12 protein-coding genes are annotated in these 12264 nt (G+C 71.4%); 7 read left to right on the top strand and 5 right to left on the bottom strand.

Annotated elements, in window-relative coordinates:
* Positions 1-147: 147 nt before the first annotated feature.
* The 3 genes from AB0I54_RS19725 to AB0I54_RS19715 form a co-directional block, all read right to left on the bottom strand.
* A complete protein-coding gene (locus AB0I54_RS19725; protein WP_363297292.1) occupies positions 148-900 on the bottom strand; it encodes an MBL fold metallo-hydrolase in 753 nt (250 codons plus the stop codon).
* A gap of 22 nt (positions 901-922) precedes the next feature.
* Positions 923-1426, bottom strand: coding sequence for a DUF6368 family protein (locus tag AB0I54_RS19720; RefSeq protein ID WP_363297440.1), 504 nt, complete (start codon positions 1424-1426; stop codon positions 923-925).
* 123 nt (positions 1427-1549) lie between these two features.
* Positions 1550-2137: a TIGR03086 family metal-binding protein gene (locus AB0I54_RS19715; RefSeq protein WP_363297291.1), complete on the bottom strand. Its 588-nt coding sequence runs from the start codon at positions 2135-2137 to the stop codon at positions 1550-1552.
* Between the two features lie 143 nt (positions 2138-2280).
* On the opposite strand from AB0I54_RS19715, the gene AB0I54_RS19710 reads away from it, so the two are divergent.
* Positions 2281-3513, top strand: coding sequence for an MFS transporter (locus tag AB0I54_RS19710; RefSeq protein ID WP_363297290.1), 1233 nt, complete (start codon positions 2281-2283; stop codon positions 3511-3513).
* Here the strand turns inward: AB0I54_RS19710 and AB0I54_RS19705 are convergent.
* On the bottom strand, positions 3450-4613 hold the full coding sequence (locus tag AB0I54_RS19705; RefSeq protein WP_363297289.1) for a hypothetical protein: 1164 nt from the start codon (positions 4611-4613) through the stop codon (positions 3450-3452). The two genes, AB0I54_RS19710 and AB0I54_RS19705, sit on opposite strands and share 64 nt — an antisense overlap.
* Entirely contained in the window at positions 4610-5551 is a 942-nt protein-coding gene (locus tag AB0I54_RS19700) for a 5-dehydro-4-deoxyglucarate dehydratase (protein ID WP_363297288.1), read from the bottom strand. Before AB0I54_RS19700 ends, AB0I54_RS19705 begins: the two co-directional genes overlap by 4 nt.
* Before the next feature lie 243 nt (positions 5552-5794).
* On the opposite strand from AB0I54_RS19700, the gene AB0I54_RS19695 reads away from it, so the two are divergent.
* From AB0I54_RS19695 to AB0I54_RS19670, 6 genes are all read left to right on the top strand, one after another.
* On the top strand, positions 5795-6604 hold the full coding sequence (locus AB0I54_RS19695) for an NAD(P)-dependent oxidoreductase (protein ID WP_363297287.1): 810 nt from the start codon (positions 5795-5797) through the stop codon (positions 6602-6604).
* A gap of 338 nt (positions 6605-6942) precedes the next feature.
* Positions 6943-7713: a DeoR/GlpR family DNA-binding transcription regulator gene (locus AB0I54_RS19690; RefSeq protein ID WP_363297286.1), complete on the top strand. Its 771-nt coding sequence runs from the start codon at positions 6943-6945 to the stop codon at positions 7711-7713.
* A gap of 105 nt (positions 7714-7818) precedes the next feature.
* Positions 7819-9189 (top strand): sugar ABC transporter substrate-binding protein, encoded by a 1371-nt coding sequence (locus AB0I54_RS19685; RefSeq protein ID WP_363297285.1) that lies wholly within the window; start codon positions 7819-7821, stop codon positions 9187-9189.
* Positions 9186-10124: a sugar ABC transporter permease gene (locus AB0I54_RS19680; protein WP_363297284.1), complete on the top strand. Its 939-nt coding sequence runs from the start codon at positions 9186-9188 to the stop codon at positions 10122-10124. Before AB0I54_RS19685 ends, AB0I54_RS19680 begins: the two co-directional genes overlap by 4 nt.
* Positions 10121-10957 (top strand): carbohydrate ABC transporter permease, encoded by an 837-nt coding sequence (locus AB0I54_RS19675; RefSeq protein ID WP_363297283.1) that lies wholly within the window; start codon positions 10121-10123, stop codon positions 10955-10957. Before AB0I54_RS19680 ends, AB0I54_RS19675 begins: the two co-directional genes overlap by 4 nt.
* On the top strand, positions 10954-11943 hold the full coding sequence (locus AB0I54_RS19670) for a zinc-dependent alcohol dehydrogenase family protein (protein ID WP_363297282.1): 990 nt from the start codon (positions 10954-10956) through the stop codon (positions 11941-11943). Before AB0I54_RS19675 ends, AB0I54_RS19670 begins: the two co-directional genes overlap by 4 nt.
* Positions 11944-12264 lie beyond the last annotated feature (321 nt).

Here is a 12264-nt window from a genome sequence, read left to right as displayed (position 1 = left end):
ATCTCCGCGTGTATGTGATCTCGCGTATGTGATCTCACATATCGCGTCTCATATATGACGTACGAAGTGCGACGCGTTGAAGGTAGGAGCGCCTCTGTCTTTCGTCAATGCTTCTGACAAAGGAAGTTGACGTGCCGTCGGGGAGCTTCAGACGATCCTGCTGTCGCCCTCACGGGCGGTGTCCGTGGGCCGGCCGAAGGCCACAGCGGCACGGGCGGTCGCCGACTCACGGTTGAGGGTGGGCCCGACGTGGGTGATCAGCAGCTCGCGCACATGGGCCTCGCGGGCGACACGGCCCGCGTCCTCCGGTGTCAGATGAACCCGTTCGCCTTCGCGATGCTCGTCGATGTCCGCCTCGCACAGGAACAGGTCGGCGCGGGTGGCGAGTTCGACGAGCGCGGCGCAGGGGCCGCTGTCCCCCGAGTAGGCCAGCACGCTCCCCTGGCACTCGGCACGCAGTCCGTAGGCCTCGGCGTCGTGGGCGACGGCACGGGCGGTGAGGCGCAGATTCCAGTGCTGGGCTTCATGGCCGTCGCACAGGGGCCGGAAGTCGAAGACACCGCTGAGGAAGTCCACGTCGGGCTTCCCGAAGAAGCCGGCCAGCCGCCGGGCGCACTCCTGCGGCGCATACACCGGAACCGGCGCCGGCGGGGTCATGCCGCCGAAGGCATAGGCGTAGGCGGCGGCGAGCAGATCCGCGCTGTGGTCGGCGTGCAGATGCGAGATCCAGATCGCGGTGAGCCGCGCGGGATCCGTGTGTCGCTGCAACTCGGCGAAGGTCCCGGGCCCGGCGTCCACCCACACCTCGGCGCCACCGCCCCGCAGCAGGTACCCGGAACACGGGCGCCCCGGCTGCGGGTACGGGGAGGCGGTGCCGAGGACGGTGAGAGTGAGGGGCATGCCCGGAGCGTAATGTCGCGGACTACATGATCAGACGAAATCCGGGCTGCCGCAGCCACGCGTCGAGAAATGCGGCGTCCCCGACCTGACGCACCCCGCGTCCGCCGCCATCGGCACCGTACGCCACCTGGACGAGCAGTCCCGGCAGCACGGGCGCGTCCAGCATCCCGTCGAAGTCGATCAGGGCGTCGAGGCGTCGGGCGAGCGCGAGTGCGAGGTGGCCCAGCATCCGGTGGTTCGCCGGACCGGAGGAGCCGGCGGCCAGGACCAGCCCCTGGACGGGCGGGCTCGGGAAGGCCGAACAGTCCTCGTCCGCCGCGGGGATGTGCTCGTCGTCCGCCAGGAAGAACGCACCGGTCCCCTCGGCATCGGCGCCCGGTCCGAGCGCCGACGGATCCTCGACCCAGAAGTCGACCTCACCGTCGTCCCGGACCAGCACCGGTGCGCAGAAGCTCTCCAGCCACGGAAGCAGACCGGCCACCACCTCCCGGGTCCGTCTCGGCCGTCCGAACAACCACAACCCCACCACCGGCCCAGCCACGCCCGTCCCCTGTCCCCCTCGCTCCGTCCAAGCGGTTGTAGCAGGCCGGGCCCCGGCTCCGTACCCATTTCTCTTTCGTGCTGCCCCACCCCCCTCCTTCGTGCTGCCCTACGGCCGCCACCCGGGATCCCGCCCGCTCAGTCCCACCGCGCGGTCCAGCAAGGGGGCGTCGGCCGGGACGGGGACGACCGGGCCGAAGGCGCCGTTGCCGCGGTCGGAGTTGTCTGCCGCGGCGCGCAGGAAGCCGTACGACGCCTGCAGGGCGGCGGGGTCGGGGGTGTACTGCCGGCCGGTCGCGCGGGCCAGGTCCCAGCCGTGGATCACCAGCTCGTCCGCGACGACCGCACCCGCGACCGCGCCCGGCAGGTCCACACCGCCCGCGCGGGTCATACCGGTCCACGCGGCGGGCTCGCGCCAGGCTTCGGCCAGCTCGTCCAGGACCTTGGGCAGCTCCGCGCGCCAGCCGGGGCCGATGTCCGGCTCGGCGGCGTTCGGACTGGTGTCGGTGGTGGCACCCAGATCCTTTCGGGCGGCGTCGCGGAAGGCGACGGACAGCCCCATCAGGTGCCCCAGCATGTGGCGCACCGCGTAGTCCGGACACGGTGTCGCGGCCGAGAGCTGCTCGTCGGTGACACCCTCGGCGAGCCGCAGCAGCTCGCGCGTCTGCGGGCCGAGGTCGAGGATCGTGTCGGTCATCCGGTTGCTCCTTGGGATTGCGCTGGACGTCTCCGTACGGAAGGTGGACTGTCCGGGTTCCCGGAACTCATCGGTGGCCGCCCGATCCCGTAGGGCACCTGCCCGATGTCGCGCGGTATGCCTTAGGCCCACGATGACCGGGTATGACGAGGAACTGGACCATGACCCGCGTCCTCCTGGACCGCAACGCGGGGCTGTATCTGACGAGCGTGGTGGTGTCCGCCTTCGGCACGTCCGCGCTGGGGCTCGCGTCGGGCGTGTGGGTCAAGGACCTCACCGGCTCGAACGGCCTGGCCGCCCTGTGCATGCTCGCCATCTGGGCGCCGACGCTGCTGGGCCCGGCGCTCGGCACGATCGCCGACCGCGTCCGCCGCAAACCGCTGCTCATCTGGACGAACCTGGGGCTCGCCGGTCTCCTGCCCACCCTCTTCGGCGTCGGTTCCCGGGCGGACCTCTGGCTCCTGTTCGCCGTGCTGTTCGTGTACGGCGCCACGGTCGTCGTCCACGACCCCGCCGAGTCCGCCCTGCTCGCCGCCACCGTGGACCCGGATCTCCTCCGTGACTTCAACGGGCTGCGGACGACCGTCGTGGAGGGCATGAAGCTGGTGGCCCCGCTCACGGGCGCCGGCCTGTACGCGACGTACGGCGGGCCGACCGTCGCCTGCCTGGACGCGGTCACGTTCGCGCTGGCCGCGGCCCTGTGGGTGCTGATCCGCGTCCACGAGGAGCGGCCCGAGCGGCCGGCCGGCACCTGGCGGGAGCGGACCGCCGAGGGTGCCCGGCGTCTGTGGGCGCGTCCCGGGCTGCGCCGACTGGTCCTGGCGGGTGGCGCGACGATGTTCTTCGCCGCCCTGAGCAGCACCATGACCTATGCCGTCGTGGACGGCCTGGGGCACGCCCCCGCCTACTCCGGCGTGCTGTACGCGGTCCAGGGCGCCGGCTCGGTGGCGGTCGGGCTGGCCTCCGGTCCCGCGATGCGCCGGCTCGGCGAGCGCCGGTTCGCGGCGGCCGGGATCGCGCTGACGGCTGTCGCGGTGGCCGCGCGGGGGATCCCGTCCGACCCGGTGGCGCTGGTGTGCAGCGGGGCGATCGGCCTGGGGCTGCCGTGCGTGCTGATCGCCGCGTTCACCGCCGTACAGCACGAGATCCCGGGACCGCTGCTGGGCCGGGCGACCGCCACCGCCAACACCTTGGTCTTCACGCCGAACGTGATCGGGCTGGCCGTGGGGGCGGCCCTGGTCGAGTTGGCCGACCACCGTCTGCTGCTGGTCCTGTTCGGGCTGGCGCTGCTCGCGACGGCCGCCTCCCTGGCTCAGCGCCCGGACAGGGCCTCCCGCACCGCCGACAGGTCCCCGTCCGACGCCAACCCGGCGTGATACAGCCGTAGTTCCGTCGCCCCCAGGTTCCGCGCCCGGGCCGCGTCCGCCGCGAGTGTGCCGGGGGTGCCGCCCATCCCGGAGACCACGGTGAAGTTGGCGGCGAGAACGGCGTCGGCGCGCCCCTGCTCCGCGAACGGCGTCAGCGGACCGAGCCCGCCCGTGCAGGGCACGACCACACCGTCCGCGACGGACAGGATGTGCGCCGGGTCCACGCCCGCGTTGGCACCGCAGTGGTACGTCACCGGGTCCGCGTGGAGCAGCACCTGGAAGCCGTCGGGCGCGGCCGCGCGGACCGCGGCGACGGCCTCCTCCTGGAGGGTGCGGGCGGTTTCCTCGCGCCACGCGCGCGTGCCGGCGGCCCGCTGTACGCCGAGGAGCTTCTCCACGCCCGCCCAGCCTCCGTCGTCGGGCGCCCCCTGCCACAGCGGCTCCAGGGCGGCCCGTACGGCGGTGGCCAGCTCGTCGGGGTCCAGGCCCTGTCCGCCGTACCCGGCCCGGCAGGCGGGGCAGAAGCAGAGCGACATCAGGTACTGGCCGGCCTCCCCGAGGCCGACTCCGCCGGTCTTGTCGTGGGCGTGCAGATGCGCGAGGCCGTACCAGCCGAGGGACTCCAGCTCGGTGCCCCGGGCTCCGGGCCGTACGGCGGCCTCCGCGGCCAGGTCGACGAGGTACGCGCGCGTGGCGGGCTGCGCGATGCACGGCGCCCAGGGGTAGCGGTCGCCGTAGGCGTTGACGATGGAGGTGTCCGGGTGCTCGGCGCCCAGGCGGGAGTTGTGCGCGAGGACGACCCAGGTGTGCACCTCCAGGCCGGCCGCCGCGAGCGCCGCGGCCGCCGTGCCGTAGGCATCCCCGGGCGCCCAGTCCCCGGCCGGGTACGGGCGTATCGTGCGGCCCGTCCAGCGGTCACCGGGCGGATACAGCACGGCCGCGTGCTCGGCGGTGACGACACGGTGGCGCGGGTGGCGGGGGGTCAGCGCGCGCGTGGAGTGGTAGGCGGCCGCCAGCGTCGCCTGGGCCACCCCGAGCGCGGCGATGCAGGCGGCTGCCTCCGGGTCCCCGACGACGTCCCAGGGGTAGACGAACGCCGACGCCTTCACGCGTCCTCCTCCAGCAGCGCGTAGCCGTGCTCGATGATCCGGGCGAGCTGCTTGACGTGGTCCTCGGTCGGCTCCTGCAGCGGAGGCCGCACCTCCCCCACGTCCAGTCCGCGCAGCCGTACGCCCGCCTTGACGAGGGCGACGGCATAACCGCGGCCCTGGGCGCGCAGTTCGACGAACGGCCGGTAGAAGCCGTCGAGGAGGCGGTGCGCGGTGGTCTCGTCGCCCGACTCCAGCGCGCGGTGGAAGGCGAGGGCGATCTCGGGCGCGAAGCAGAACACGGCGGAGGAGTAGAGGGTGATGCCGAGGGCGCGGTAGGCGAGCTGGGTCTGCTCGGCGGTCGGGAGCCCGTTGAAGTACAGGAAGTCGCCGGGGACCTCGGCGCGTACGGCGCTGACGATCCGCTGCATCAGGTCGAGGTCGCCGAGGCCGTCCTTGAAGCCGATGATCCCCTCGGTGCGCGCCAGCTCGACGACGGTCGGCGGGGTGAACACGGCGTTGTCCCGCTGGTAGACGATCACGGGCAGGCCGGTCGCCGCGGCCACCTCGCCGTAGTGCCGCACCAGTCCCTCCTGGCCGGCGACGACGAGGTACGGCGGCATGGCCAGCAGCCCGTCGGCACCGGCGCCCTCGGCGAGCCGTGCGTAGCGGACGGCGAGGGCGGTGCCGTACCCGGCGCCCGCGACCACCGGCACCCGCCCCCCGGCCGCCTCGACGGCTGCCCTGACGCAGGCCTCGAACTCCTCGGGCAGCAGCGCATGGAACTCCCCGGTGCCACAGCAGGCGAACACGGCGGCGGCACCTGCCTCGACGCCCCGGCGCACATGCGTGCGGTAGACGTCGAGGTCGACCGAGCCGTCGGGGCCGTAGGCCGTGACGGGGAAGAACAGCGGTCCGCTCGGGACACGGAGTCGGGCGGCGAGAGGGGCTGGCGTCACGGGCGCTCCCTGTCGGTGCATGTCTCTGATCGGCGTCCATATTTCTGAACGCGACCACGCTACGGGCCCTTCTCGGGACCGGTCAAGCGGACAAACGAGCAACAGGGCAGCAGATTTCCGCACGCCACGCCACACTTGACTAGCCAGGTCAGCCCTCCCTAGCGTGTCCATGAATGTGAATGCCAGGCATGAATGCGATCCACGCATGAATACGATGCGATCGTTGAGCCAAGGAGACCGTGGATGCCCGCTCCCCGCACCGTCCTGCTCACCGGCGCCGCCGGCGGCCTCGGCACCCTGATGCGGACCCTCCTGCCGGAGTACGGCTACGAGCTGCGCCTGTTCGACGTGCGCACCGTCGAGGGCGAGCCGGACGCGATCACCGCGGACCTCTCCGACACCGCGGCACTGCGCGAGGCGGTCCGGGGCGTCGACGCGGTCCTGCACCTCGCGGGCATCTCACTGGAAGCGCCCTTCGAGAAGATCCTCAAGTCGAACATCGAGGGCACCTACAACCTGTACGAGGCGGCCCGCCAGGAGGGTGTGCCGCGCATCGTCTTCGCCTCCTCCAACCACGCCGTCGGCTTCACCCCGACCCCCCGGGGCACGGACCCCCTGATCCCGGTGGACACCCCGCACCGCCCGGACACCTTCTACGGCCTGTCCAAGGCTTTCGGCGAGGACCTCGCCCAGTTCTACTGGGACAAGTACGGCCTGGAGACCGTCTCCGTGCGCATCGGCTCCTGCTTCCCGGAGCCGACCGGTGTGCGCATGCTCTCGGTCTGGATGAGCCCCGCCGACGGCGCCCGCCTCTTCCACGCGGCCCTCACCGCCGAAGACGTCGGCCACACCGTCGTCTACGGCTCCTCCGCCAACACGCGCCTGTGGTGGGACCTGACGAGCGCGCGGGCGCTCGGGTACGAACCGCGGGACGACTCCGAGCCGTACGCCGAGAAGCTGATCGCCGAGCACGGCGAGCTGGACCCGGAGAACCCCGCCCACAGCCATCTGGGCGGCCACTTCGTGAACGACCCGCCGATCTGGCCGTACTGAGGGACGCGCGAGGATCACTCCGAGGGACGCGAAGCGATCGCTCTCACGGACAGTCGGGCGTGATCCGAACGGGCCCGCCCGCCCATGCATGAACGGGCCCGCCCTCCCAGGCATTCGGACACCGATCGGACCCATCCGCCCCCGCATTCGGGCACGGGCGCTGCCCGCTCTCACGTCCCCTCCCGAAGCCACGCAGGTCCGAGGCGGGCACACCGATCCGTGAACGGGCCGATACGGGCAGCATCGAACCGGCAACAGACCTGGTCAGAGCCGCGCACCCGCTGTACAACTGCCCCCATGGCCCGAACGGGCGGTTCCACAGGGAAGCGGGTGACGACATGAGCACCAGTACGGCGGAGGAACGACAGCGCGAGATTCTGCGTGCCGCGCGAGCCACGGGCTCGGTCGACGTCACCGCGCTCGCCGTCCGGCTGGGCGTGGCCAAGGAGACCGTCCGGCGCGATCTGCGCGCCCTGGAGGACCACGGCCTGGTGCGCCGCACGCACGGGGGCGCCTATCCCGTGGAGAGCGCCGGCTTCGAGACGACACTCGCCTATCGCGCCACCAGCCATGTGCCCGAGAAGCGCCGGATCGCGGCCGCGGCGGCGGAACTGCTCGGCGACGCGGAGACGGTCTTCGTCGACGAGGGCTTCACCCCGCAGCTCATCGCCGAGGCCATGCCGAGGGACCGGCCGCTGACCGTGGTCACCGCCTCCCTCCCGGTCGCGGGCGCCCTCGCCGGGGCCGAGCACGTCTCGGTACTGCTGCTCGGCGGCCGGGTCCGGCCCGGCACGCTGGCGACCGTCGACCACTGGACGACGAAGATGCTGGCCGGCTTCGTCCTCGACCTCGCCTTCATCGGCGCCAACGGCATCTCCCGCGAGCACGGCCTGACCACCCCCGACCCCGCGGTCAGCGAGGTCAAGGCGCAGGCCATCCGGGCCGCGCGGCGCACGGTCTTCGCGGGTGTGCACACCAAGTTCGGGGCGGTCAGCTTCTGCCGGTTCGCCGAGGTCGGCGCGCTGGAGACGATCGTGACGAGCACGCTGCTGCCGGTGTCCGAGGCCCACCGCTATTCACTGCTGGGACCACAGGTCATCCGGGTCTGAGGAGCCGACGCCACCGCACGGGGCATTCGCGCGCCCGTCGAAATCCCTTATCCCCCCATACGTCACTCCCCCATACGCCATCCCCCATACGTCCAGGAGCGATCCATGCGCACCCAGAGCCGACGGAGGCCGCGAGCCGCGCTCGCCATGGCCGCCGCAGGGACGCTGCTCGCCCCGTTGCTCTCCGGCTGCTGGTCCGGGGCGGGCGGGTCCGGTTCCGGCGGCGACTCCCTCAACGTCCTGATGGTCAACAACCCGCAGATGACCGAGTTGCAGAAGCTCACCGCAGCCCACTTCACCGCGGAGACCGGCATCAAGGTCAACTTCACCGTCCTGCCCGAGAACGACGTCCGCGACAAGATCAGCCAGGACTTCGCCAACCAGGCCGGCCAGTACGACGTGGCCACCCTCTCCAACTACGAGATACCGATCTACGCCCGCAACGGCTGGCTGCACGAGATGGACCCGTACGTCACCAAGGACCACTCCTACGACGAACAGGACGTCCTGGGGCCGATGCGCCAGTCCCTGACCGGCAACGACGGCAGGCTCTACGGCCAGCCCTTCTACGGCGAGTCGTCCTTCCTGATGTACCGCAAGGACGTCTTCGCGAAGAAGGGCCTGACGATGCCCGCGCACCCCACCTGGACCCAGGTGGCCGACCTGGCCGCGAAGGCCGACGGCGCCGAGCCCGGCATGAAGGGCATCTGTCTGCGCGGACTGCCCGGCTGGGGCGAGCTGATGGCGCCGCTCACCACCGTCGTGAACACCTTCGGCGGCACCTGGTTCGACCAGCGGTGGAAGGCCCACCTGGACTCGCCCGAGTTCGAGAAGGCGACGAAGTTCTATGTCGACCTCGTGCGCGAGCACGGCGAGTCGGGCGCCGCCCAGTCCGGTTTCGCCGAGTGCCTCAACAACATGACCCAGGGCAAGGTCGCCATGTGGTACGACGCCACGTCCGCGGCGGGCCTGCTGGAGGCGGCCAAGTCCCCGGTCAAGGGCAGGCTCGGCTACGCCCCGGCCCCCGTGGAGAAGACGGACTCCTCCGGCTGGCTCTACACCTGGGCCTGGGGCATCCAGAAAGCCTCCCGCAACCCGGGCAAGGCCTGGAAGTTCGTCTCCTGGGCGTCGAGCAAGCGGTACGAGCAGCTGGTCGGCGACACCAGCGGCTGGTCGAACGTCCCGGCGGGCAAGCGCGCGTCGACCTACACGAACGCCGCCTACCGCAAGGAGGCCGCCGCGTTCCAGGACATGACGAAGGACGCCATCGAGAACGCCCGCCCCGACGACCCCGGCGTGCAGCCCCGCCCCGCGCCCGGCATCCAGTTCGTCGGCATCCCCGAGTTCACCGACCTCGGCACCAGGGTCTCCCAGGAGATCAGCGCCGCCATCGCCGGACGCCAGTCCGTCGACTCGGCCCTGAAGAAGTCCCAGCGGCTCGCCGAGAAGATCTCCAAGGAGTACGAGGGACGATGACCGCGACCACGACAGCACCCCTGACGACCACACCGGTACGCGCCTCGCGGCAGCCCTCCGCCCGTCTGCGCGCCTGGGCCACCCGGGCCCCGCTCCTGCCCGCCCTCGTCTTCATGATCGTCGTGACCCAGCTCCCGTTCGTGGCCACGCTGGTGATCTCCTTCTTCGACTGGAACGCCCTCTATCCCAAGGCCCGCCACTTCACCGGCCTCGACAACTACCGCGAGGTCCTGACCGACGCCGACCTGCGTCACTCGGTGTGGACGACGGTGCTGCTCACCGCGGCGGTGGTGCTGGCCGCCCTGGTGCTCGGCCTCGCGCTGGCCCTGCTCCTCGACCGCAGGTTCCGCGGCCGGGGCGTCGTCCGCACCCTGCTGATCGCCCCGTTCCTGGTGGTCCCGGTCGCCGCGGCCCTGCTCTGGAAACACGTCCTCTACAACCCCGAGTACGGCCTGTTCAACGGCCTGCTGCACTATGTCGGCGGCCCACAGCCGGACTGGATCTCGAACAACCCGCTGCTCGCGGTCGAGGCCTGCCTGGTGTGGCAGTGGACGCCCTTCATGATGCTGATCCTGCTGGCCGGTCTGCAGAGCCGGGACCAGCAGCAGATCGAGGCCGCCCGGGTGGACGGCGCGAGCGACTGGCAGATCTTCCGCCACCTCACGCTCCCGCACCTGCGCCGCTACCTCGAACTCGGCGCCCTGCTGGGGTCGATCTACATCGTCCAGAACTTCGACGCGGTCTTCACGATCACCTCCGGCGGTCTCGGCACCGCCAACCTGCCCTACACCGTCTACCAGAGCTTCTACCAGGCCCATGAGAACGGTCTCGCCTCGGCCGCGGGCGTCCTGGTGGTCATCGGCTCGATCGTCATCGCGACCTTCGCCCTGCGGGTGGTGTCGTCGCTGTTCCGCGAGGAGGTGTCCCGCGCATGACCACAACCGCCGTACGGCGCAAGGGCCTCGGCCTGGGTCTGGTGGCCTGGCTGGCGGGGATCCTGTTCTTCCTGCCGATCGCCTGGATGGCCCTCACGTCCTTCCACTCCGAGCAGGACGCGGCGACCAACCCGCCGTCCTTCACCGCCGCCCTCACCCTCGACGGCTACCGCGAGTTCTTCGGCACGGGCGGCGGGGCGAGCCCGTGGCCCGCGCTGATCAACTCCACCGTGGCGTCGGTGGTCTCGACGGTGTGCGTGCTGCTGCTGGCGCTCCCGGCCGCGTACGCCCTGTCGATCCGCCCGGTGAAGAAGTGGACGGACGTCCTGTTCTTCTTCCTCTCGACGAAGATGCTGCCCGCGGTGGCCGGCCTGCTGCCGATCTATCTGTTCGCGAAGAACGCCGGGATGCTGGACAACATCTGGCTGCTGGTCGTCCTCTACACCGCCATGAACCTGCCGATCGCGGTGTGGATGATGCAGTCGTTCCTCGCCGAGGTGCCCATCGCCGTGATCGAGGCGGCGAGGGTGGACGGGGCGCGGCTGCCGACGGTCCTGGCCCGGGTGGTGGCCCCCATCGCCCTGCCCGGGATCGCGGCCACGGGCCTGATCTGCTTCATCTTCAGCTGGAACGAGCTGCTCTTCGCCCGTGTGCTCACCGGCGTCGTCGCCGAGACCGCCCCCGTCTTCCTGACCGGCTTCATCACCAGCCAGGGCCTGTTCCTGGCCAAGGTGTGCGCCGCGTCGCTCGTCATCTCCCTGCCGGTGCTCGCCGCGGGGTTCGCCGCCCAGGACAAACTGGTCCAGGGCCTGTCGCTGGGAGCCGTGAAATGAAGGCCGCCGTCATCGAGTCCGTGGGCCGTGCCGTCGTCGCCGAGGTCCCCGACCCGACGCCGGGCCCACGCGAGGTCGTGGTGGAGGTGGCCGCCTGCGGCCTGTGCGGCACGGACCTGCACATCCTCCAGGGCGAGTTCGCGCCGAAGCTGCCGATCGTCCCCGGGCACGAGTTCGCGGGCGAGGTGGTCGGGGTCGGCACCCAGGTCACCGAGGTCGCGGTCGGCGACCGGGTGGCGGTGGACCCGTCGCTGTACTGCCACGAGTGCCGTTACTGCCGTACCGGCCACAACAACCTCTGCGAACGCTGGGCGGCGATCGGCGTGACCACGGCCGGCGGAGCCGCGCGGTTCGCGGTGGCGCCGGTGGCCAACTGCGTGAAGCTCCCCGAACACGTCCGCACCCAGGACGCGGCCCTGGTGGAGCCGCTGTCCTGCGCGGTACGCGGCTACGACGTCCTGCGCTCGCGGCTGGGCGCACACGTCCTGATCTACGGCTCCGGGACCATGGGCCTGATGATGCTGGAGCTCGCCAAGCGCACCGGCGCGGCCAGCGTGGACATGGTGGACGTCAACCCGGCCCGGCTGGAGACGGCCCGCCTGCTCGGCGTGTCGGCGTCCGCCGCGAACGCGGACGAGCTGGAGCGGCCGCAGGGCTGGGACGTGGTGGTCGACGCGACGGGGAACGCGGCGGCGATCCAGGACGGCCTGGACCGGGTGGCCAAGGCGGGCACGTTCCTGCAGTTCGGCGTGGCCGACTACGCGACGCGGGTCACCATCGACCCGTACCGCATCTACAACCAGGAGATCACCATCACCGGCTCCATGGCGGTCCTGCACAGCTTCGAGCGAGCGGCGGAACTGTTCGCGAACGGCGTCCTGGACCCGGAGGTCTTCATCAGCGACCGCATCCCCCTGGACCGCTACCCGCAGGCCCTGGACCAGTTCGCGTCGGGGGTGGGCCGCAAGATCGTGGTGGTGCCGTGAGAGATGGCACCGGAGGTTCCCTTCGAAACCAGCCCTCCGGCGATTGACCTCACCCCGGTCCCTCCGGCGATTGACCTCACCCCAGCCCCCGGCGATTGACCTCACCCCGGTCCCTCCGGCGCTTGGCCTCACCACAGCCCCTCCGGCGATTGACCTCACCCCAGCCCCCCGGCGATTGCCCTCACCCCCCCAACCCCCCGGCGTTTGACCTCACCCCAGCCCCCCGGCGTTTGACCTCACCCCAGCCCCCCGGCGTTTGACCTCACCCCAGCCCCTCCGGCGTTTGGCCTGACCCCAGCCCCCCGGCGCTTGGCCTCACCC

It is taken from the genome of Streptomyces sp. NPDC050625, from assembly GCF_040654755.1.
Lineage (GTDB): Bacteria > Actinomycetota > Actinomycetes > Streptomycetales > Streptomycetaceae > Streptomyces.
Note: the sequence above shows the minus strand (reverse complement) of the source record. Positions and strands in the feature narration are given on the sequence as shown.

Bases quoted from the DNA above. Each gene is read 5' to 3' on its own strand.
- AB0I54_RS19680 (WP_363297284.1), top strand. From the start codon at position 9,186: ATGACCGCGACCACGACAGCACCCCTGACGACCACACCGGTACGCGCC.
- AB0I54_RS19675 (WP_363297283.1), top strand. From the start codon at position 10,121: ATGACCACAACCGCCGTACGGCGCAAGGGCCTCGGCCTGGGTCTGGTG.
- AB0I54_RS19715 (WP_363297291.1), bottom strand. From the start codon at position 2,137: ATGACCGACACGATCCTCGACCTCGGCCCGCAGACGCGCGAGCTGCTG.
- AB0I54_RS19690 (WP_363297286.1), top strand. From the start codon at position 6,943: ATGAGCACCAGTACGGCGGAGGAACGACAGCGCGAGATTCTGCGTGCC.
- AB0I54_RS19685 (WP_363297285.1), top strand. From the start codon at position 7,819: ATGCGCACCCAGAGCCGACGGAGGCCGCGAGCCGCGCTCGCCATGGCC.
- AB0I54_RS19725 (WP_363297292.1), bottom strand. From the start codon at position 900: ATGCCCCTCACTCTCACCGTCCTCGGCACCGCCTCCCCGTACCCGCAG.
- AB0I54_RS19710 (WP_363297290.1), top strand. From the start codon at position 2,281: ATGACGAGGAACTGGACCATGACCCGCGTCCTCCTGGACCGCAACGCG.
- AB0I54_RS19670 (WP_363297282.1), top strand. From the start codon at position 10,954: ATGAAGGCCGCCGTCATCGAGTCCGTGGGCCGTGCCGTCGTCGCCGAG.
- AB0I54_RS19695 (WP_363297287.1), top strand. From the start codon at position 5,795: ATGCCCGCTCCCCGCACCGTCCTGCTCACCGGCGCCGCCGGCGGCCTC.